This window comes from Enterobacter sp. 61D5 (assembly GCF_034107965.1).
GTDB classification, from domain to species: domain Bacteria; phylum Pseudomonadota; class Gammaproteobacteria; order Enterobacterales; family Enterobacteriaceae; genus Enterobacter; species Enterobacter cloacae_M.
Window position 1 is genome coordinate 200,840 of record NZ_JAWNFK010000008.1, and the last position, 21,349, is coordinate 222,188.

The 21,349-nt window shown below is 57.1% G+C and carries 21 protein-coding genes; 16 read left to right on the forward strand and 5 right to left on the reverse strand.

What is annotated here, in order from left to right; all coding sequences use genetic code 11:
• Positions 1 to 159 precede the first annotated feature (159 nt).
• The 4 genes from rimJ to murJ all read left to right on the forward strand — a co-directional run bounded on the left by rimJ (position 160) and on the right by murJ (position 4,001).
• On the forward strand, positions 160 to 744 hold the full coding sequence (gene rimJ / locus UTM25_RS09930; protein ID WP_008500822.1) for a ribosomal protein S5-alanine N-acetyltransferase: 585 nt from the start codon (positions 160 to 162) through the stop codon (positions 742 to 744).
• Between the two features lie 9 nt (positions 745 to 753).
• Positions 754 to 1,410 carry a YceH family protein gene (locus UTM25_RS09935; RefSeq protein ID WP_059346478.1) on the forward strand — a complete coding sequence of 219 codons (657 nt, stop codon included), beginning with the start codon at positions 754 to 756 and terminating at the stop codon, positions 1,408 to 1,410.
• A gap of 2 nt (positions 1,411 to 1,412) precedes the next feature.
• The gene (locus tag UTM25_RS09940) at positions 1,413 to 2,336 is read left to right on the forward strand and encodes a Gfo/Idh/MocA family oxidoreductase (protein ID WP_194401127.1); all 924 of its coding nucleotides are present in this window, start codon (positions 1,413 to 1,415) and stop codon (positions 2,334 to 2,336) included.
• A 129-nt stretch (positions 2,337 to 2,465) separates the two neighbouring features.
• Positions 2,466 to 4,001, forward strand: coding sequence for a murein biosynthesis integral membrane protein MurJ (gene murJ / locus UTM25_RS09945; RefSeq protein WP_194401126.1), 1,536 nt, complete (start codon positions 2,466 to 2,468; stop codon positions 3,999 to 4,001).
• 59 nt (positions 4,002 to 4,060) lie between these two features.
• Here the strand turns inward: murJ and flgN are convergent, their stop codons facing one another.
• The 3 genes from flgN to flgA form a co-directional block, all read right to left on the reverse strand.
• Positions 4,061 to 4,486 carry a flagella biosynthesis chaperone FlgN gene (flgN, locus tag UTM25_RS09950; RefSeq protein ID WP_008500818.1) on the reverse strand — a complete coding sequence of 142 codons (426 nt, stop codon included), beginning with the start codon at positions 4,484 to 4,486 and terminating at the stop codon, positions 4,061 to 4,063.
• 4 nt (positions 4,487 to 4,490) lie between these two features.
• Entirely contained in the window at positions 4,491 to 4,784 is a 294-nt protein-coding gene (flgM, locus tag UTM25_RS09955) for a flagellar biosynthesis anti-sigma factor FlgM (protein ID WP_023311133.1), read from the reverse strand.
• Between the two features lie 93 nt (positions 4,785 to 4,877).
• A complete protein-coding gene (flgA, locus tag UTM25_RS09960) occupies positions 4,878 to 5,537 on the reverse strand; it encodes a flagellar basal body P-ring formation chaperone FlgA (RefSeq protein WP_023311134.1) in 660 nt (219 codons plus the stop codon).
• Between the two features lie 157 nt (positions 5,538 to 5,694).
• Here flgA and flgB point away from each other — a divergent pair, with 157 nt between their 5' ends.
• The 11 genes from flgB to flgL all read left to right on the forward strand — a co-directional run bounded on the left by flgB (position 5,695) and on the right by flgL (position 15,591).
• Entirely contained in the window at positions 5,695 to 6,111 is a 417-nt protein-coding gene (flgB, locus tag UTM25_RS09965; RefSeq protein ID WP_023311135.1) for a flagellar basal body rod protein FlgB, read from the forward strand.
• A 3-nt stretch (positions 6,112 to 6,114) separates the two neighbouring features.
• Complete coding sequence (flgC, locus tag UTM25_RS09970; protein WP_008500814.1) at positions 6,115 to 6,519, forward strand: flagellar basal body rod protein FlgC; 405 nt, start codon at positions 6,115 to 6,117, stop codon at positions 6,517 to 6,519.
• A gap of 11 nt (positions 6,520 to 6,530) precedes the next feature.
• The gene (gene flgD / locus UTM25_RS09975) at positions 6,531 to 7,241 is read left to right on the forward strand and encodes a flagellar hook assembly protein FlgD (protein ID WP_023615711.1); all 711 of its coding nucleotides are present in this window, start codon (positions 6,531 to 6,533) and stop codon (positions 7,239 to 7,241) included.
• Positions 7,242 to 7,267: 26 nt separating this feature from the next.
• Positions 7,268 to 8,518, forward strand: a complete 1,251-nt coding sequence (gene flgE / locus UTM25_RS09980) for a flagellar hook protein FlgE (RefSeq protein WP_023311137.1) — start codon at positions 7,268 to 7,270, stop codon at positions 8,516 to 8,518.
• 20 nt (positions 8,519 to 8,538) lie between these two features.
• Positions 8,539 to 9,294 (forward strand): flagellar basal body rod protein FlgF, encoded by a 756-nt coding sequence (locus UTM25_RS09985; protein WP_023311138.1) that lies wholly within the window; start codon positions 8,539 to 8,541, stop codon positions 9,292 to 9,294.
• An 11-nt stretch (positions 9,295 to 9,305) separates the two neighbouring features.
• Positions 9,306 to 10,088, forward strand: a complete 783-nt coding sequence (gene flgG, locus UTM25_RS09990) for a flagellar basal-body rod protein FlgG (RefSeq protein ID WP_008500810.1) — start codon at positions 9,306 to 9,308, stop codon at positions 10,086 to 10,088.
• A gap of 57 nt (positions 10,089 to 10,145) precedes the next feature.
• Positions 10,146 to 10,844: a flagellar basal body L-ring protein FlgH gene (gene flgH, locus UTM25_RS09995; RefSeq protein WP_024909015.1), complete on the forward strand. Its 699-nt coding sequence runs from the start codon at positions 10,146 to 10,148 to the stop codon at positions 10,842 to 10,844.
• A 12-nt stretch (positions 10,845 to 10,856) separates the two neighbouring features.
• Positions 10,857 to 11,954 carry a flagellar basal body P-ring protein FlgI gene (locus tag UTM25_RS10000; protein ID WP_194401125.1) on the forward strand — a complete coding sequence of 366 codons (1,098 nt, stop codon included), beginning with the start codon at positions 10,857 to 10,859 and terminating at the stop codon, positions 11,952 to 11,954.
• Entirely contained in the window at positions 11,954 to 12,907 is a 954-nt protein-coding gene (flgJ, locus tag UTM25_RS10005; protein ID WP_033145206.1) for a flagellar assembly peptidoglycan hydrolase FlgJ, read from the forward strand. Before UTM25_RS10000 ends, flgJ begins: the two co-directional genes overlap by 1 nt.
• A 75-nt stretch (positions 12,908 to 12,982) precedes the next feature.
• Positions 12,983 to 14,623 (forward strand): flagellar hook-associated protein FlgK, encoded by a 1,641-nt coding sequence (gene flgK, locus UTM25_RS10010; RefSeq protein ID WP_029740344.1) that lies wholly within the window; start codon positions 12,983 to 12,985, stop codon positions 14,621 to 14,623.
• A gap of 14 nt (positions 14,624 to 14,637) precedes the next feature.
• On the forward strand, positions 14,638 to 15,591 hold the full coding sequence (gene flgL, locus UTM25_RS10015; protein WP_126794653.1) for a flagellar hook-associated protein FlgL: 954 nt from the start codon (positions 14,638 to 14,640) through the stop codon (positions 15,589 to 15,591).
• Between the two features lie 75 nt (positions 15,592 to 15,666).
• Here the strand turns inward: flgL and UTM25_RS10020 are convergent, their stop codons facing one another.
• Entirely contained in the window at positions 15,667 to 16,881 is a 1,215-nt protein-coding gene (locus tag UTM25_RS10020; protein WP_194401124.1) for an MFS transporter, read from the reverse strand.
• A 145-nt stretch (positions 16,882 to 17,026) separates the two neighbouring features.
• Here UTM25_RS10020 and UTM25_RS10025 point away from each other — a divergent pair, with 145 nt between their 5' ends.
• Positions 17,027 to 17,929, forward strand: a complete 903-nt coding sequence (locus UTM25_RS10025) for a LysR substrate-binding domain-containing protein (RefSeq protein WP_074399113.1) — start codon at positions 17,027 to 17,029, stop codon at positions 17,927 to 17,929.
• A 41-nt stretch (positions 17,930 to 17,970) separates the two neighbouring features.
• Here UTM25_RS10025 and rne read toward each other — a convergent pair whose 3' ends face one another.
• Complete coding sequence (gene rne, locus UTM25_RS10030) at positions 17,971 to 21,096, reverse strand: ribonuclease E (RefSeq protein WP_194401123.1); 3,126 nt, start codon at positions 21,094 to 21,096, stop codon at positions 17,971 to 17,973.
• Positions 21,097 to 21,349: the final 253 nt, after the last annotated feature.

Genomic DNA, 21,349 nt, shown 5'->3' on the forward strand with positions numbered 1-21,349 from the left:
TGACAATATTTTTTTATCAAAAGGGTGCTTTGATAGAGAGTTCTCATCGAAAATAATGAAAAGAGGGCAAAATGGTATGTCACTGTTTTCACAGACGGCGCAGGCGCAGGTATAGTAAAGCTAATGGGTAAGCAGAAGTGACGGGAAGGAGTGGTATCGATGTTTGGCTATCGCAGTAATGTGCCAAAAGTGCGTCTGACAACGGACAGGCTGGTCGTTCGTCTGGTGCATGAGCGTGATGCCTGGCGTCTGGCGGATTATTACGCCGAGAATCGCCAGTTTTTAAAACCCTGGGAACCCGTTCGGGATGAGAGCCATTGTTACCCTTCCGGCTGGCAGGCGCGCCTCAGCATGATTACGGAATTTCACAAGCAGGGCAGCGCGTTTTATTTCGCGCTGCTGGATCCTGAAGAAAAAGAGATTATCGGGATCGCTAATTTTTCAAACGTGGTGCGCGGGTCGTTTCACGCCTGCTACCTCGGCTACTCAATCGGCCAGAAATGGCAGGGGCAGGGGCTGATGTACGAGGCGTTAACGGTGGCGATCCGCTATATGCAACGCACGCAGCATATCCATCGCATCATGGCGAACTATATGCCGCATAATCAGCGCAGCGGCAATTTGCTGGCGCGCTTAGGGTTCGAGAAAGAGGGTTACGCCAAAGACTATCTGCTGATAGACGGAGAGTGGCGCGACCACGTTCTGACGGCGTTAACCACCCGGGACTGGACCGCAGGTCGTTAAGGAGAAAAGATGAAGTATCAGCTAAACGGTACAGAAGCGCGCGTGATTGGGTGCTTACTCGAAAAACAGGTCACCACGCCGGAGCAGTATCCGCTCTCCGTCAACGCCGTAACCATGGCCTGCAACCAGAAGACCAACCGCGAGCCGGTGATGAACCTCAGCGAGCATGAGGTTCAGGACGTGCTGGATGCGTTGGTTAAACGCCACTATCTGCGCACCGTCAGCGGCTTCGGCAACCGCGTGACCAAATACGAACAGCGCTTCTGTAACTCCGAATTTGGCGACCTGAAGCTGAGCAGTGCGGAAGTGGCGGTCATCACCACGCTGTTGCTGCGCGGAGCGCAGACGCCGGGGGAACTGCGCACGCGCGCTTCCCGCATGCATGAGTTTAGCGATATGCAGGAAGTTGAGCAGACCCTGGAAGGGCTGGCTTCTCGCGAAGACGGCCCATACGTGGTGCGTCTGGCGCGCGAGCCGGGTAAACGTGAAAGCCGCTATATGCACCTGTTCAGCGGCGACGTCGATGTCGCTACCGCTACCGCGGAGAGCGACGCGGGATCCTCAGCAAGCAATGACACTCTTGCCGCGCGCGTAGAGGCGCTGGAAGAAGAGGTCGCCGGGCTGAAACAGCGCCTTGATGCATTGCTGGCACATCTGGGAGACTGACGGTGAAAAAATTACGCGTAGGCGTGGTGGGGCTCGGCGGCATCGCGCAAAAAGCCTGGCTGCCTGTTTTAGGTGCGGCGACGGACTGGACCCTGCAAGGGGCATGGTCACCCACCCGAGAAAAGGCAGAACGTATCTGCGAAACCTGGCGCATTCCGTATGCCGCCTCCCTGCAGGATCTGGCCCGCGAGTGTGATGCGGTCTTTGTGCATACCTCAACGGCAACCCACTATCAGGTGGTGAGCGAGCTGCTCAGTTTGGGGGTTCACGTCTGCGTGGATAAGCCGCTGGCGGAAAATGTTCAGGATGCCGAACGGCTGATTGAGCTGGCCGCGCGCAAAAAACTGACGCTAATGGTGGGCTTCAACCGCCGCTTCGCGCCGCTTTACCAGCAGTTGAAGGCGCGGTCGGACACGCTCGCCTCGCTGCGGATGGATAAACACCGCACCGACAGCATTGGGCCGAACGATCTGCGCTTCACCCTTCTGGATGATTATCTGCACGTTGTGGATACGGCGCTGTGGCTGAGCAACGGCGAAGCGCTGCTGAAAAGCGGTACCCTGATGACAAACGATCAGGGGCAGATGGTCTACGCGGAGCACCACTTTGCCGTTGAGCATCTTCAGATTACCACCAGCATGCACCGTCGTGCGGGAAGCCAGCGTGAATCCGTGCAGGCGGTGACCGAGGGCGCGCTGTACGACATAACGGACATGCGCGAATGGCGGGAAGAGAAGGGCAACGGCGTGGTGACGCTCCCGGCGCCAGGCTGGCAGAGCACCCTCGAGCAGCGCGGTTTCGCAGGATGCGCCCGTCACTTTATCACCTGCGTGCAAAATCAGACGGTTCCTGAAACGTCCGGCGAGCAGGCCATTCTGGCGCAGCGCATTGTGGAAAGGCTCTGGCGCGATGCCATGAGCGAATAACTCGCTGTAACATCTGCGGATAGTAATTCGGTGAAATCCAGGTAGACTAAGCGCCGCTTGTAGGCTTTGCCGGGTGGCGCTTACGCTTGCCCGTCCTGGAAATCCGTATGGTTCTGGAAATTCACGTTAATGAACTTATTAAAATCGCTGGCGGCCGTCAGCTCGATGACCATGTTTTCCCGCGTGCTGGGTTTTGCGCGCGACGCCATTGTGGCAAGGGTATTTGGTGCAGGGATGGCCACGGACGCCTTTTTCGTCGCGTTCAAATTGCCGAACCTGCTGCGTCGTATTTTTGCTGAAGGGGCGTTTTCCCAGGCATTCGTGCCCATTCTGGCGGAATATAAAAGCAAGCAGGGTGAAGACGCGACGCGTGTCTTTGTTTCTTATGTCTCCGGGCTGCTGACGCTGGCTTTAGCGGTGGTGACCGTACTCGGGATGCTGGCCGCACCGTGGGTGATTATGGTGACCGCGCCCGGTTTTGCCGATACGGCCGACAAGTTCGCCCTGACCACGCAGCTGCTGCGCATCACTTTCCCCTATATTCTGCTCATCTCGCTGGCCTCGCTGGTGGGAGCGATCCTGAACACCTGGAACCGCTTCTCTGTTCCGGCGTTTGCGCCGACGTTTCTCAACGTCAGCATGATCGGTTTTGCCTTGTTCGCCGCGCCGCACTTCAACCCGCCGGTGCTGGCGCTGGCCTGGGCGGTTACCGTCGGCGGCGTGCTGCAGCTGGCGTACCAGCTGCCGCATCTGAAAAAAATCGGCATGCTGGTGCTGCCGCGCATCAATCTCAAAGATGCCGGGGCGATGCGCGTGATCAAGCAGATGGGACCCGCCATTCTCGGCGTCTCCGTCAGCCAGATCTCGCTGATTATCAACACCATCTTTGCCTCTTTCCTCGTGTCCGGCTCAGTTTCCTGGATGTACTACGCTGACCGTCTGATGGAGTTCCCGTCCGGGGTGCTGGGCGTGGCGCTGGGGACCATCCTGCTGCCGTCGCTGTCGAAAAGCTTTGCCAGCGGCAATCATGATGAATATTGCCGCCTGATGGACTGGGGTTTACGTCTCTGCTTCCTGCTGGCTCTGCCGAGCGCGGTGGCGCTGGGTATTCTGGCTAAACCGCTGACGGTGTCGCTCTTCCAGTACGGGAAATTCACCGCTTTTGATGCCGCCATGACCCAGCGCGCGCTGATTGCCTACTCGGTCGGCTTGATGGGGCTGATCGTCGTCAAGGTGCTGGCGCCCGGGTTCTACTCGCGTCAGGACATCAAAACGCCGGTGAAAATTGCCATCGTGACGCTGATTATGACCCAGCTGATGAACCTGGCGTTTATTGGTCCGCTGAAGCATGCCGGCCTGTCGCTGTCTATTGGTCTGGCGGCCTGTCTGAATGCCGGGCTGCTGTACTGGCAGCTGCGCAAGCAGGATATTTTCACGCCGCAGCCGGGGTGGGGAAGTTTCCTGGTACGTCTGATCGTTGCGGTACTGGTGATGTCAGCCGCGCTGCTCGGCATGATGTACGTGATGCCGGAGTGGTCCCTCGGCACCATGCCTTATCGTCTGATGCGGCTGATGGCCGTGGTAGGTGTCGGGGTGGTGGCTTACTTTGCCACGCTCGCGGTGCTGGGGTTCAAAGTGAAAGAGTTTGCCCGCCGTACGGCATAAACGCCAAAAGGGGAGTTCACCTTATGGTGCTCCCCGCTGCATGATTTGTCGCCCAAGCGTCAAATCGAAATCTTTTTAACTCCCGCAATACGCGCAGTCGCTGTTTGACCATCCGCACCGTACAGTCCGGTTTCTTTATGCGGTTTCAATACCTCAAGCGCCTGCTGATTACGCTCAATCTGACCTTCCAGTAGCCAGCCGTTGTGCTGGTTAAGGTCGCGCAGGTGCTGGGTTTTTTCGGTAATGGTTTGCCAGCGCTCAATAATATCGTCATTGGCGCTGCGCTTAGGATCTTGCTCAGCGCGGCGCTGTTGCTCCAGATAATCCAGCGTTGCCAGAAGCGAACTTTTGTCTTCAGTAATACGCTGCAGCGCGCTGCCGTTGATGTGGCCGGAAGAGAGATGCTGCTGCTCAGCGTCCATTACCGTTTTCAGGTCGTTAAGAACAACCGTCATTTGATCCAGTATTTCTGACAGTCGACTCATACGGTTAGTTACTCTGTAAGAAACTCTGTGCTTCCTGAATCAGGGCATCAGCAATCTTGCTGGTGTCCATTTTCAGCTCACCGTTACGAATAGCCGTTTTCAGCGCTTCAACACGTTCCATATTGATATCGTTGCTGCCTGGCTGCATCAGTTTTGCCTGCGCGTCGCTCAGGGTTACGCTGGTGCTGTTGGACGTTGACGGTTTTTCCAGACGCGTTTTCTGCGCAGGAGCGTCATTCGTTTCGCGAGGTTGTACAGCGCTTACCGGCTTCAGGGCTGATGTACGATCAATGCTCATAGTGTTGTCCTCATCGAGGGTTCGCGGCGTTTGCGCCTGACATCATCATTAGTGGAATATTTATCGGCACGCGCCGCGAAATCTTTAAAAAGATTATAGGTTAATCAGAATATTCCCATCAGAATCGACGGTTCCGCTCACCACCTGGCCTGAGGACATTCTGACGCGGGCGTTTTGCGCCACCGCGGCATTGTTTAACGCTTTTCCTTCACTGTTGATGCTAAAGCCATCTCCGTTGGCTACAACCATCACCTGTTGGCCCGCTTTTACCCGCCATGACTGACGCAGCATTGAGAGCTGTATCGGCTGGCCGGGTGCGACGTCGCGCAGGCTGACGGCGTCCTGTGCCTGGTTCATTTCCAGCATGGTGCGTGGAGGCAGCTGATCCAGACGGCCGCGCTTTAACGTCACGCTGTTCGTCTGCAGCACGCTGCCGCGCGCAATGGGCACGGCGGCGACAACATAATTGCCCGTCGCCTGAACTGCAACCTGTAAATAGCGTTTTTCGTTCGCGCAGCGTGCCAGCACGTTCACATTTCCCCACAGCCGGGTGGTTCCCGTCACGCTGAATGACGGTTGGTCACAGGTCGGGTACAGATTCGGTGGGGTGCGCACGGTAACGTTAACCTCATCGCTAAAGCCCGCCAGCTTTTCAGCAAAAAAAGCCGTCAGCCGATCCTGTAAACCTTCAGCCTGCACCAGAGGGCTAAACAGCAAGAAAGTTGCCACCAGGCCACGTTTTAACGTTTGCATCGCAAGTTCCACCGTTTCCAGAGTTGAATGAATTCTACCTGCAGTGGTTTTGCATCAACGCAATAAATAGCGACGCATTTTGCGCTTATTCCGTCGATAGGGGAGACCGGGTGAGATTTAAGCTGTGAACTGAAATTTTGCCATCAGCGGAGGAGACATGCTCGATAAACTCGACGCCGCGTTACGTTTTCAGCAGGAAGCGCTCAATTTACGCGCCCAGCGGCAGGAGATTTTAGCCGCCAACATCGCTAACGCCGATACCCCAGGGTTTCAGGCGCGCGATATTGATTTTTCCAGTGAACTCAAAAAGGTGATGGAGCGTGGACGTGCCGAAGGAACGGGTGTTGCACTTGCCATGACATCCTCTCGCCATATTCCTGCTCAGGCGATGACCGCGCCAGCGACCGATTTACTTTATCGCATTCCCGATCAGCCCTCACTCGACGGTAACACCGTGGATATGGACCGGGAGCGTACGCAGTTTGCCGATAACAGCCTGAAATACCAGACGGGCCTGACCGTACTCGGCGGACAAATCAAAGGCATGATGAACGTCCTGCAGGGGGGGAACTGATAGATGGCCTTGTTGAATATTTTTGATATTGCCGGTTCGGCGTTAACCGCGCAGTCCAAACGCCTGAACGTGGCTGCCAGTAACCTGGCGAACGCCGACAGCGTAACCGGACCAGACGGCCAGCCTTATCGTGCCAAACAGGTTGTCTTTCAGGTCGATGCTGCGCCGGGCGCGGCGACGGGCGGCGTGAAGGTGTCTGATGTGGTAGAGAGCCAGGCGCCGGACAGGCTGGTGTATGAGCCGGGTAACCCGCTCGCGGATGCCAGCGGATACGTGAAAATGCCAAACGTGGATGTGGTAGGTGAGATGGTGAACTCCATGTCGGCTTCTCGCAGCTACCAGGCCAACGTTGAAGTGCTGAATACCGTGAAGAGCATGATGCTCAAAACGCTCACTCTCGGCCAGTAAAGGAGACATGCATGTCCATCGCCGTAAATGTGAATGATCCTACGAACTCGGGTGTTAATAACACGAAGAGTACGACGGGTTCTAACTCCCTCACCGGGAGCAATGCCGCCGATCTTCAGGGCAGCTTTCTGACGCTGCTGGTGGCGCAGCTTAAGAACCAGGATCCCACTAACCCGATGCAGAACAACGAACTGACCACGCAGCTTGCGCAGATCAGCACCGTTAGCGGCATTGAGAAACTCAACACCACCCTCGGCTCCGTCTCCGGGCAGATTAACAGCGCCCAGTCTCTGCAGGCGGCAAGCCTGATTGGCCACGGGGTGATGATCCCGGGAACCACGATTCTGGCGGGCACCAGCACCACCGAAGGCAACACCACAACGACCACCACGCCGTTTGGCGTTGAGTTGCAGCAGGCGGCGGAGAAAGTTACTGCCACCATTACCGACAGCAACGGCACGGTCGTGCGCACCATTGATATCGGCGAGCTGAAGGCGGGCGTTCACACCTTTACGTGGGATGGCAGCCTGACCGACGGCACTAAAGCACCAAACGGTTCTTACAAAGTAGCGATCAGCGCCAGCAACGGGACGACCCAGCTGGTGGCGCAGCCGCTGCAGTTCGCGCTGGTCCAGGGCGTGATTAAAGGAAGCGACGGCAACAAACTGGATTTGGGAACCTCTGGTTCCACCACACTCGACGAAGTTCGGCAGATTATCTAAGCCTTAACACTTATCAGGAGTAAGTCATGGCCTTTTCTCAAGCGGTCAGCGGCCTGAATGCTGCGGCCACCAACCTGGACGTCATTGGCAACAACATCGCCAACTCCGCGACCTATGGTTTTAAATCCGGTTCTGCTTCATTTGCGGACATGTTTGCCGGTTCCAAAGTCGGCCTGGGCGTGAAAGTTGCGGGCATCACTCAGGACTTTACCGACGGCACCACCACCAACACCGGTCGTGGTCTGGACGTTGCTATCAGCCAGAACGGTTTCTTCCGTATGGTCGATTCCAACGGTTCTGTGTTCTACAGCCGTAACGGCCAGTTCAAGCTGGATGAAAACCGTACGCTGGTTAACATGCAGGGCATGCAGCTGACGGGCTACCCGGCAGCGGGAACGCCTCCAACCGTTCAGACCGGTGCGAACCCTCAGGCGATTACTATCCCGAACACCCTGATGGCGGCGAAATCAACCACCACCGCGACGCAGCAGATCAACCTGAACTCAACCGATCCTGTTCAAACTGCCCCGTTCGATGCGACCAACCCGGACACCTACAACAAAAAAGGGACCGTGACCGTATTCGACAGCCAGGGTAACGCTCATAACATGTACGTCTACTACGTGAAGACGGCCAACAATAAATGGGATCTTTACACTCAGGACGGCAGCGTTGCGGGTTCTACAGCGGCAAAAGCGGCGCAGATGAACTTTGATGCGAACGGTAACCTGGCGGGTGTCTACAACTACGACGCTGCCGGTGTACTGAGCGCAACGCCAAACGCCACGCCGGCCATTAACATCACCACGGGTTCTGTCAGCGGTGCGACGGCAGCGACCTTCTCCCTGAGCTTCCAGAACTCCATGCAGCAGAACACTGGTGCAAACAGCGTTGTGGCAACCAATCAGAACGGCTACAAGCCTGGCGACCTGGTGAGCTACCAGATCAACGACGATGGCACCGTGGTGGGAAGCTACTCTAACGAACAGTCTCAGGTTCTGGGTCAGATCGTGCTGGCAAACTTCGCCAACAACGAAGGCCTGAAATCGGAAGGCGACAACGTGTGGTCTGCCACTCAGTCCTCCGGCGTGGCGCTGCTGGGTACCGCAGGCACCGGTAACTTCGGCAAGCTGACCAACGGCGCGTTGGAAGCCTCCAACGTGGATATGAGTAAAGAACTGGTGAACATGATCGTCGCACAGCGTAACTATCAGTCGAACGCGCAGACCATCAAAACCCAGGACCAGATCCTGAACACGCTGGTTAACCTGCGTTAAGCGGCTAACAGGAAAGCGCAATGGATCACGCAATATATACCGCGATGGGCGCGGCAAGCCAGACGCTCAATCAGCAGGCCGTTACCGCCAGCAACCTGGCAAACGCCTCTACGCCGGGCTTTCGTGCGCAGCTTAACGCGCTGCGCGCGGTGCCGGTTGAAGGGCTGTCCCTGCCGACCCGTACGCTGGTGACGGCATCGACCCCTGGCGCAGATATGACGCCAGGGCAGATGGACTACACCTCGCGCCCGCTGGACGTTGCCCTGCAGCAGGACGGCTGGCTGGCGGTGCAAACTGCCGACGGCAGCGAAGGCTATACCCGTAACGGCAATATCCAGGTGAGCGCGACGGGCCAGCTGACGATTCAGGGGCATCCGGTTATGGGGGAAGCGGGTCCGCTGACCGTGCCGGAAGGCTCTGAGCTGACTATCGCCGCGGACGGCACCATTTCGGCGCTGAACCCGGGCGACCCGGCCAACACCGTTGCACCCGTCGGACGTCTGAAGCTGGTTAAAGCGGAAGGCAAAGAGGTGCAGCGCGGCGACGACGGCATGTTTCGTCTGACCCAGGCGGCGCAGGCGACGCGTGGTGCCACGTTACAGGCCGATCCGAGCATCCGCGTGATGTCCGGCGTTCTGGAAGGCAGCAACGTCAAGCCGGTAGCCGCCATGAGCGACATGATTGCCAGCGCCCGCCGTTTTGAAATGCAGATGAAGATTATCAGCAGCGTGGATGAAAACGCGGGCAAAGCTAACCAACTTCTGGCTATGAGTTAACAGGACTCCTTATGATCAGTTCTTTATGGATCGCGAAAACTGGCCTGGACGCCCAGCAAACCAATATGGACGTGATTGCCAACAACCTGGCAAACGTGAGCACCAATGGTTTCAAGCGTCAGCGTGCCGTTTTCGAAGATTTGCTTTATCAAACCATCCGCCAGCCGGGCGCGCAGTCTTCTGAACAGACGACGCTGCCGTCGGGCCTGCAGATTGGTACCGGCGTTCGCCCGGTGGCTACCGAGCGTCTGCACAGCCAGGGCAACCTGTCTCAGACCAACAACAGTAAAGACGTGGCAATCAAAGGCCAGGGCTTCTTCCAGGTGCAGCTGCCTGACGGGACCTCTGCCTATACCCGCGACGGTTCGTTCCAGGTCGATCAGAACGGCCAGCTGGTGACGGCGGGCGGATTCCAGGTTCAGCCTGCGATTACCATCCCGGCGAACGCCCTGAGCATCACCATCGGACGTGACGGTGTGGTCAGCGTGACCCAGCAGGGACAGGCCGCGCCGGTTCAGGTTGGGCAGCTCAACCTGACCACCTTCATGAACGATACCGGTCTGGAAAGCATTGGTGAGAACCTCTACACCGAAACGCAATCCTCCGGTACGCCAAATGAGAGCACCCCGGGCCTGAACGGCGCGGGTCTGCTGTACCAGGGTTATGTTGAAACGTCCAACGTGAACGTGGCGGAAGAGCTGGTGAATATGATCCAGGTCCAGCGCGCGTATGAAATTAACAGTAAAGCAGTGTCGACGACCGACCAGATGCTGCAGAAACTGACGCAACTCTAAGGTGTAGCCCGGTGCGGTAAACGCCGCACCGGCTCCCTGTTTTCGAAGATGAAGGCAATGCAAAAAAACGCGGCGTTTCGTTATCCGATACTGACTGTTCTGGCTGTCACCCTCAGCGGGTGTGCTTTGATCCCGTCTAAACCATTGGTCCAGGGTGCGACGACTGCCCAACCCGTTCCTGGCCCAGCGCCAGTGGTAAACGGCTCCATTTTCCAGACCGCGCAGCCGATTAATTACGGCTATCAGCCGCTGTTTGAAGATCGCCGCCCGCGTAACGTCGGCGATACATTGACCATTGTGCTGCAGGAAAACGTCAGCGCGAGCAAGAGCTCGTCGGCGAACGCCAGCCGCGATGGCAAAACCAATTTTGGCTTCGATACCGTGCCACGCTATCTCGAAGGGCTGTTCGGCAACGCGCGTGCTGATGTGAACGCGTCCGGCGGCAACACCTTTAACGGTAAAGGCGGCGCGAACGCCAGCAACACCTTCAGCGGTACGCTGACGGTCACGGTTGACCAGGTACTGGTTAACGGCAACTTGCACGTTGTGGGTGAAAAACAGATCGCCATCAACCAGGGTACTGAATTCATTCGCTTCTCGGGCGTGGTTAACCCTCGCACCATCAGCGGCACCAACACCGTTCCGTCCACCCAGGTGGCGGATGCGCGCATTGAGTACGTCGGTAACGGCTATATCAATGAAGCGCAAAATATGGGTTGGCTGCAGCGCTTCTTCCTTAATTTATCGCCGATGTAAGCGAGGTGACCCATGTTTAAATCGATCTTCGCCGTGGCGTTCGCGCTGGTGGCAACATTTGCCCAGGCTGACCGTATTCGCGACCTCACCAGCGTTCAGGGCGTACGTGAAAACTCCCTGATTGGCTATGGCCTGGTGGTCGGTCTGGATGGTACCGGTGACCAGACGACACAGACGCCGTTCACCACCCAAAGCCTGAACAACATGCTTTCCCAGCTCGGCATTACCGTGCCGGCGGGAACCAACATGCAGCTGAAAAACGTGGCGGCGGTAATGGTCACCGCGTCCTACCCGGCGTTTGCGCGTCAGGGGCAGACCATTGATGTGGTGGTCTCCTCAATGGGTAACGCCAAAAGCCTGCGCGGCGGTACGCTGCTGATGACCCCGCTGAAAGGCGTTGATAGCCAGGTCTATGCGCTGGCGCAGGGGAACATTCTGGTTGGCGGTGCGGGGGCATCCGCAGGCGGAAGCAGCGTGCAGGTGAACCAGCTGAACGGTGGTCGTATCACCAACGGTGCAATCATTGAGCGTGAACTGCCGACCCAGTTTGGCGCGGGCAACACCATCAACCTGCAGCTTAATAATGAAGACTTCACGATGGCGCAGCAAATTGCCGATACCATCAACCGCAGCCGCGGCTACGGTAACGCAACGGCACTCGATGCGCGCACCGTGCAGATTCGCACCTCCACCGGCAGCAGCAACCAGGTGCGCATGCTGGCTGATATTCAGAATATGGAAGTGAACGTTCCGGTCCAGGATGCGAAAGTGATCATCAACTCCCGTACCGGCTCGGTGGTGATGAACCGGGAAGTGTCGCTGGACAGCTGTGCCGTGGCGCAGGGTAACCTCTCCGTGACGGTTAACCGCTCCGCGAACGTGAGCCAGCCGAACACGCCATTTGGCGGCGGTCAGACGGTGGTAACACCGCAAACGCAGATTGATATGCGCCAGAGCGGTGGGTCGCTGCAGAGCGTTCGCTCCAGCGCCAACCTGAATAGCGTGGTGCGTGCCCTGAACGCCCTGGGCGCAACGCCGATGGATCTGATGTCCATCCTGCAATCCATGCAAAGCGCAGGCTGCCTGCGCGCCAAACTGGAAATCATCTAATGCTGACCGATAGCAAACTGTTGACCAGTGCAGCCTGGGACGCCCAGTCGCTCAACGAACTGAAAACCAAAGCAGGCAAAGACCCGGCGGCGAACATCCGCCCGGTCGCCCGCCAGGTGGAAGGGATGTTTGTACAGATGATGCTGAAAAGCATGCGCGAAACCCTGCCGAAAGACGGGATGTTCAGCAGTGATTCAACGCGTCTCTACACCAGCATGTATGACCAGCAGATTGCGCAGCAGATGACCGCCGGTAAAGGCCTCGGTCTGGCTGACATGATTGTGAAACAGACCGAAGCCGCGCAGGGCATTCAGCCTCAGGATCAGACGCAGCAGGTGCCGATGAAGTTCGACCTGGAAACGGTGACCAGTTATCAGAACCAGGCTCTGACGCAAATGGTGCGTAAAGCGATGCCAAAAGCCACTGGCAGCGGCGATGAGCCGCTCTCCGGTGACAGCAAAGACTTCCTGGCGCAGCTTTCTCTGCCCGCGCGCCTTGCCAGCGAACAGAGCGGCGTGCCGCATCACCTGATTCTGGCGCAGGCCGCGCTGGAGTCGGGCTGGGGTCAGCGTCAGATCCGCAAGGAAAACGGCGATCCGAGCTTCAACATCTTCGGCGTGAAGGCCACCTCCAGCTGGAAGGGGCCAACAACGGAGATCACGACCACCGAATACGAGAACGGTGCGGCGGTGAAGGTCAAAGCAAAATTCCGCGTCTACAGCTCCTATCTGGAAGCATTGTCCGACTACGTTGGCCTGCTGAGCCGCAATCCGCGTTATACCGCCGTTACGCAGGCGGCGACGGCGGAGCAGGGCGCTCAGGCCTTACAAAACGCGGGCTACGCGACTGACCCGAACTATGCACGCAAGCTCACCAGCATGATCCAGCAGCTGAAATCCATGGGCGAGAAGGTCAGCAAAGCCTATAGCACAGATATTGAAAATCTGTTCTGAAAGTTCTCAAGTCCCGGTGGAGGTTGCCGATAACCTTCATCAGGACTCGTGTCTGAACGTATAAAAGGAACCCCCATGTCCAGTTTGATTAACAGCGCCATGAGTGGCCTCAGTGCCGCGCAGTCGGCACTCAATACCGTCAGTAATAATATTTCAAGCTATAACGTGGCAGGTTACACCCGCCAGACCACGGTGCTGGGCGCATCTAACAGCACGCTGACCGGCGGTGGCTGGGTGGGTAACGGGGTTTATGTCTCCGGTGTCCAGCGTGAGTATGACGCCTTCATCACCAACCAGCTGCGCGCCGCGCAGACGCAGAGCAGCGGTCTGACGACGCGCTATCAGCAGATGTCAAAAATTGACGATGTGCTCTCCGATACCACCAACTCGCTCTCCACCACCCTGCAGGATTTCTTCAAAAGCCTGCAAACCCTGGTGAGCAACGCGGAAGACCCGGCAGCACGTCAGACGGTGCTGGGTAAAGCGAGTGGTCTGGTCAATCAGTTTAAAACCAACGATCAGTATCTCCGTGACCAGGACGCGCAGGTTAATACCGCCATCTCAAGCAGCGTGTCTCAGATCAACAACTACGCGGCACAGATTGCGAATCTGAACGATCAGATCTCCCGTCTGACCGGCGTTGGCGCGGGCGCGTCACCTAACGATCTTCTGGACCAGCGCGATCAGCTCGTGACTGAACTGAACAAAATCGTGGGCGTGGAAGTCTCCGTGCAGGATAGCGGCACGTTTAACATCTCTCTCGGTAACGGTTACAGCCTGGTACAGGGCAGCAAAGCCAGCCAGCTGGCGGCCGTGAAGTCCAGCGCCGATCCGGCTCGTACCACTATCGCCTACGTCGATGACGTGGCGGGCAATATTGAGATCCCTGAGAAACTTATCACCACCGGTTCTTTAGGCGGTTTACTGACATTCCGTGCTGAAGATCTGGATAAAGCCCGTAACAGCCTGAACCAGATGGCGCTGGCCTTTGCCGACGCGATGAACACGCAGCATGAAGCCGGTTTTGATGCGAACGGTGATGCGGGCGGTAAGCTGTTCAACTTCGGTTCTCCGGCGGTCCTTTCCAACAGCAAGAACGGCGGTTCGGCCGTTGTTACGGCTTCTGTGACGGACAGCAAACAGGTCCAGGCGACAGACTATAAGCTGCAGTTTAACGGCACTGACTGGACTGTCACCCGCACGTCAGACAAAACCAGCTTTACGATGAGCCCGGATGCCAGCGGCAATCTGTCGTTTGATGGCCTTAACGTCAACGTGAGCGGCACGGCAAATACCAAAGACAGCTTTACCGTGAAGCCTGTTTCCAACGTCATCATGAACATGGATCTCGCGATCAGCGACGAGTCTAAACTGGCGATGGCATCTGTGCAGAACGGTGGCGAAAGTGACAACCGTAACGGCCAGAAACTGCTCGATCTGCAAAACGGCAAAGTGGTGGGTGGGAACAAAACCTTCAACGATGCGTATGCCTCTCTCGTCAGTACCGTCGGTAGCTCAACGGCGTCACTGAAGGTAAGCAGCCAGACGAAAGCCAACGTGGAAACGCAGTTAATCAAGCAGCAGCAGACCATCTCTGGGGTAAACCTTGACGAAGAGTATGGCAATTTGCAGCGTTATCAGCAGTATTACCTGGCCAATGCCCAGGTTCTACAAACTGCCAGTACGCTCTTCGATGCAATTATCAACATTCGTTAAGGTTGAGGTGAACAATGCGTATTAGTACCCAGATGATGTACGAGCAGAACATGCGTGGGATCACCGATTCCCAGAGCAGATGGCTGAGCTACGGTGAGCAGATGTCCACCGGCAAGCGCGTCAATCGTCCTTCGGACGATCCTATCGCCGCGTCGCAGGCCATCGTTCTGTCACAGTCTCAGTCGCAAAACAGCCAGTTTGCGCTCGCGCGTACCTTTGCCACGCAGAAGGTCTCGCTGGAAGATAACGTGTTAACCCAGGTCAACACTGCGATCTCGAGCGTGCGCGAGAAGCTAGTTTACGCCTCAAACGGTACATTAAGCGATGACGACCGTCTTTCTCTGGCGACCGATATTCAGGGGATCCGCGATCAGCTGATGAACCTGGCCAACACGACGGATGGTAATGGTCGCTTTATCTTTGCGGGATACAAAACCGAGAGCGCACCGTTTGACGCCGCGACCGGAGATTACAACGGCGGCGCTGAGGCCATCACGCAGCAGGTTGATACGGCGCGAAATATGACCATTAGCCATACCGGCCAGCAAATTTTCGAAAGCATTACCAGTAATGCGGAACAGCTGCCGGGCGGTGGATATGGCCAGACCAACATGTTCAAAATCCTGGACTCTGCTATTGCCTCGCTGAAGACACCGATTGAGAACGATCCGGCTGCCGCAGCGGCGCAAAGCCAGGTGATTGCCAATGCGCAAATCGGCATCAAAAACTCCCAGAACAATATCCTCACGGTCGTTGCGGATGTGGGAACCAAGATGAACGAGCTGGAAAAACTCGATACGCTGGGCGATGACCGCGCGCTGGGTCAGACCAAGCAGATGAGTGACCTGGTGGATGTTGACTGGAACGAAGCGATTTCCTCTTACACCATGCAGCAGGCGGCCTTGCAGGCGTCTTATAAAGCGTTTAGCGATATGCAGGGCATGTCTCTGTTCCAGCTGAACAAATAACATCTTGACCTCTTGGAACATGTCTTGAAACTGGGCATGTTTTACTGCCCAATCCGTCTGGATTGGGCATTTTTTTTATACAACTTCTGCTGATGCGGAGGTGACTCGTGCGCTTTCTATCATACGGATTGCCAGCGCAATGACGCCACAGACCGTCGCCAGCGCGACCACGCCCGTCCAGCCGGCCAGCGAGTAAATATTGCTGCCTAACGCGGAACCCAGCGCCATCCCGATAAAGACCACCGTAAAGAGCAGGGCGTTGAGACGACCGCGCGCCTGCGGTTCAAGGCTGTATACCAGGTTCTGGTGAGCGACCAGGCTGGACTGCAGACCCAGGTCGAACCCGACGGCGGAGATCGCAATCAGAATCAGCTGTCCATGAACGCCCAGCGCGGGCATCAGGAACATCAGGGCGAATGAAACGGTCACAAGAGCGGCACCAAGCTGCGTGACTTTTCCTGCGCCCAGTTTGTCCGCCAGACCCCCTGCCAGCGGGGCAGCTAACGCACCGGCGGCACCTGCAATACCAAAACCACCCGCTACGGCACTACCCAGGTGATAGCGTTCCAGCAGCATGACCGCAAGCGTAGACCAGAAGGCGCTGAAGGCAATCGACAGGAAGCCCTGAGCCAGCGCCGCACGGCGCAGCGCCGGATAGCGACGCCACAGATGTTCCATTGAGCGCATCAGCGCGGGGTAGCTCAGCGTGGAGTGAATGGCAAAACGGGGAAGCACAAACCACATCATCACCCCGATGAACGCAATGCTCGCCGCCGCCAGCTGGTACATGACGCGCCAGCCAAACGCTTCGCCCACCACGCCGCTCACGGTTCTGGATAATAAGATACCCATCAGCAGCCCGGTCATTACCGTGCCCACGGTTTTCCCCTGTTTACCTTCCGGCGCAAGGATGGCTGCGGCAGGGACGATATCCTGTGCCATGGTGGCGGCCATGCCGATGAGCAGGCTTGCCAGCAGGAGAGAATGGATCTGCCCGGTCAGGCTACAGCCGAGAAGAAACAGCGCCAGCGCCGCACTCTTTATCAGGATTAACGTCCTGCGGTCGTGGCGATCGCCGAGCGGCAGCAGGAACAGGATCCCCAGGGCATATCCCGCCTGGGTGAGCGTCGGGACCAGGCCCATTCCTTCGATACTCAGGTGAAGGTCTGCGCCCATCAGCGGCAGCAGAGGCTGGGCATAATAGATAGATGCCACGCTGAAACCTGCACCTATCGCCAGCATTAAGATTACCCAGCGGCTCACGGCATGGGCGGCGGTTGTTGTGTTCATAAGATGTTCCTCATTCGTCGTGTGAGGCTATTTTTTATCAGTACGCCTTGCGACGGTAGCGGGCCCGGTGGTAAAACGCTTATACGTTGAACGTATAAGTGAAAATGCGATGAAAAGAGCTGAGCGTATAGACAGGGTGGAGTTAATGCGGACGTTTGTTCGTATTGTGGAGGCGGGCTCTCTCTCAGCGGCGGCGCGGCAGCTGGCCACGACCCAGGCCACGGTAAGCAGACGGTTACAGTCGCTTGAGACCATGCTGGGCGTGCGCCTGATTTTGCGCACCACCCACACGACGCGGCTGACGGATGACGGCGAGCGCTGCTATCAGCACGCCCGTCGGGTGATTGACAGCTGGCTGGCGCTGGAAGATGAGGTGGGGCAGACGGAAGATGAGCCGGTAGGCGTTCTGCGGGTGCGCGCTCCGCACGCGTTTGGTCAGGACCAGCTTCTGAAACCCGTAACCGAGTTTTTGCAACGCTATCCGCAGCTTTCGATTGAGTGGATGCTCAACGATCGGTCGGCAGACTTCCTCGGCGACAACCTTGACTGTGCTATTCGGGTGGGCGTGGAAGTCGATCCGGCGACCGTGTCCGTGCTGCTGGCGGAAGTGCCGCGCTCGGTGGTGGCTTCTCCGGCGCTGCTGGCCCGTTTCCCAACGGTTACCACGCCGGAGGATTTGCAGCAGTTTCCCTGGATAGCGATCAGCTCATTCTACCAGCGCCATGTGGAGCTTTTTCACGATGCATCACCCGCCACCGCGCGGATTGCTATTACGCCACGGCTGAGCACCGACAGCCTGTATGTCGCACGCAATACGGCGCTCACCGGCCTTGGCGTGGCGGTGGTATCCAGCTGGACGGTACAGGATGATATTCGGGAAGGGCGGCTGGTGCATTTGCTGCCAGAATGGCAGCCAGCGGCGCTACCGGTGCATCTGGTTTACCCCTGGTCGCGTTATTATCCGGCACGCTTGCGGCGTTTTCTGGAGTTGATGCGGCAGGTCATGCCTGAGGTGACCGGGATGAGAAAGCCTGTACAGCAGCCATAAAAAAAGCCGACCCGAAGGTCGGCTTTTTGCTTTCAGCGTCGTTATTCGACAGACTGCGGACGCGTCGCCGGTGCAGTCGCCTGATGCGTTGCACTGTGGCCGCCTGCAGCGCCTTTACCGTCGAAGCTGAACGCCGGGCGTACCCAGTCACTGTGACGCGGGGCTTCAGGCACGTAATCCGGCGCCGGGGCGCGCGTCATTGGTGCTGTCGCCACGTGGGATGCGGCTGGTGCAGAAACAACCGGCTCAGGTTTCACCTCAGGCGCTTTCGCTTCTTCGACAACCGGTTCAACCTGAATCTCAACGTCCTGAACAACTTCTTCAGTGGTGGTTTCAACGAGGGTTTCAGCGGTGTCTTCCACTGCGGCTACAGGTTCAGCCTCTTCAGCCACTTCCTCAGCCACCACGGCATCTTCTTCGGCGATAAGCTGCGGTGCGGCATCAACCGGCGCGGCGATCACTTCTGGATGGGTGGTTTCAACTTCCACTGAGTGAGGTACTTCAGCTTCAACAACCTCAGGTTCAACAACCTCAGGTTCAACCACGGTTGCCGCTTCAGTCACGACAGCTTCTACCGCGGCTGCTGGTGCGATCACCTCTTCGGTTACAGGCTGTTCTTCAACAACCTGCTCCGGGCGAGCAACCGGGTAGCGGATCCAGACTTTACCGGAGGCCATTTCTGGCGAAGCACAGGCAATGGTCAGCGGCATTGGCGACTGAGTTGGGTAACGTTCGTCACGATAGCGACGACGGCGCTGGCCGCTGACGCGCAGATGACGTGGGGAACGACGTGAACGGCGCGGCATGCCGGCGTTATCACGGTTTTCACCGTTATCATCCTGCTCAACGTTGTTATCAACGACCGCTGGCAGGTCAACTTTTGCAAGCTGAGTACCGGCTGAGCTCTCGCGGGTTTCAACCGGGACAATTGCTGACTCTTCGGTTGCTTCGGAGGCGAAACGAACTTTCTGAGCAAGCTGGCGCTGCTTACGACGCGGCATTACCTGAGTGCGTTCTTCCTGCTCGCCGTCCTGCTGTTCAACAGGCTCTTCGCGATTCAGGTTTTTGACTTCCTGCTGTGCCTGACGCTTCTCGTCGTTACGGCGACGGCTGCGTTCACGGCGCGGCTGCTGGTCGTCACGCTGTTTGCTCTTCTCAGACTCATCGCCCGCCTGCTGGCGAATTTCACGATCTTCAACATTCGGCTGTTGTTTCTCGCGACGGTTGCGACGGTTGTCTTCGCGTTGCTCACGGCCTTCGCCATTCTCAGAGCGGTTGTCACGGTTGTCACGACGCTCGTTGCGATCGCTGCGGTCGTTACGATCGCGGCGGTTGTTCTGACGCTTACGGCGATCCTGCTGACGCTCAGGCTTGGCCGCTTTTGGCTCTTCTTTCGGCTGCTCTGGCTGAACTTCTTCTTCAGCAAACATCTTCTTCAGCGCGCCGAAGAAGCGGCTCAGCAGACCCGGCTGTGCCGGCTGGGCTTTCGCTACCGCGGCTTCTGGTTTCTGCGCTACAGGTTTGGCCGCAGGTTTTTCCAGGGCAGCTTCCGGTGGCGCTTCAGGCATGATGAAGGTCGCTAACGCAGGCTGCTCTGGCAGTTTGCGCTCGGCTGGCTCTTCATCGGAAGGCAGGGACATCTCTTCTTCATGCAGCTTCGGCAGCAGGTAGCTGAGGGTGGTCGTCTCTTCACCCTTACGCACGCGCAGCACGTGATAGTGTGGGGTCTGCATCTGGTCGTTTGGCACGATGATACAGCGAACGCCACCCTGACGCGCTTCAATCGCACTTACCGCTGCACGTTTTTCGTTAAGCAGGTAAGAGGCAACGGGCACCGGCACAATGGCGTGAACCTCTTTGGTGTTCTCTTTCAGCGCTTCTTCTTCAATCAGACGCAGAATGGAGAGAGACAGCGATTCGTTATCACGCACGGTACCGGTGCCGGAGCAGCGCGGACAAACGTGATGGCTGGACTCGCCGAGAGACGGGCTCAGACGCTGACGGGACATCTCCAGCAGGCCAAAGCGTGAGATATGACTAATCTGGATACGCGCTCTGTCCTGACGCACCGCTTCGCGCAGACGGTTTTCAACCGCACGCTGGTGGCGAACAGGGGTCATGTCGATGAAGTCGATAACAATCAGACCACCCAGGTCGCGCAGGCGGAGCTGGCGGGCGATTTCATCAGCGGCTTCGAGGTTAGTGTTGTAGGCGGTCTCTTCGATATCGCCACCGCGCGTTGCACGCGCGGAGTTGATGTCGATAGCGGTCAGCGCTTCGGTGGTATCGATAACGATAGAACCGCCGGATGGCAGACGCACTTCACGCTGGAAGGCGGACTCAATCTGGGATTCGATCTGATAGTGGCTGAACAGCGGGATTTCACCGGTGTACAGTTTAATTTTGCTGGTGAAATCCGGACGACCCAGCGCGGCGATGTGCTGGCGAGCCAGCTCAAGCACTTTCGGGTTATCGATCAGAATCTCACCGATGTCCTGACGCAGGTAATCACGGAAGGCACGCACGATAACGTTGCTTTCCTGGTGGATCAGGAACGGAGCAGGGCGGCTTTCGGCTGCTTTCTGAATGGCTTCCCAGTGCTTCAGACGGAAGCTCAGGTCCCACTGCAGCGCTTCGGCTGATTTACCAACGCCTGCGGTACGCACAATAAGCCCCATGCCATCAGGCAGTTCGAGGCTTGCCAGCGCTTCCTTCAGCTCGGTACGGTCATCACCTTCGATACGGCGAGAGATGCCACCCGCACGCGGGTTGTTAGGCATCAGAACCAGATAGCTCCCTGCAAGGCTGATAAAGGTGGTCAGTGCGGCACCTTTGTTGCCACGCTCTTCTTTATCAATCTGAACGATAACTTCCTGACCTTCACGCAGAACATCTTTGATGTTTGGGCGGCCATGGGCGTTGTAGTTTGCGGGGAAATATTCGCGGGCGATTTCTTTCAGAGGGAGGAAACCATGACGCTCAGCACCGTAATCGACAAATGCAGCTTCAAGGCTTGGTTCAATGCGGGTGATTTTACCTTTGTAAATGTTCGCTTTTTTCTGTTCGTGTCCAGGACTTTCGATATCCAGATCGTACAGGCGCTGCCCATCCACAAGGGCGACACGCAACTCTTCTTGCTGAGTTGCGTTGATTAACATTCTTTTCATCGTAACTTACTCGTTATTCTTACATTGACGACAAAGCTGCGGGCAAGGTGACGCTTTCCGGGGTATGAACCGATGGCCTCGTGTCTGTTCACGTCGCCAACCTCACGGTTGTCGCTCGCTTAAGAGGCGCAGAGTGTCGGTTGCCTGTATTTCATACGGAAACACAGCGCAATTATCAGGGGAATTGCCTGGGTAGAACTCTCCAGAGAACAATCCTTATACCGGGAAGTACTGCAACCCGCAGCCCGCTAAC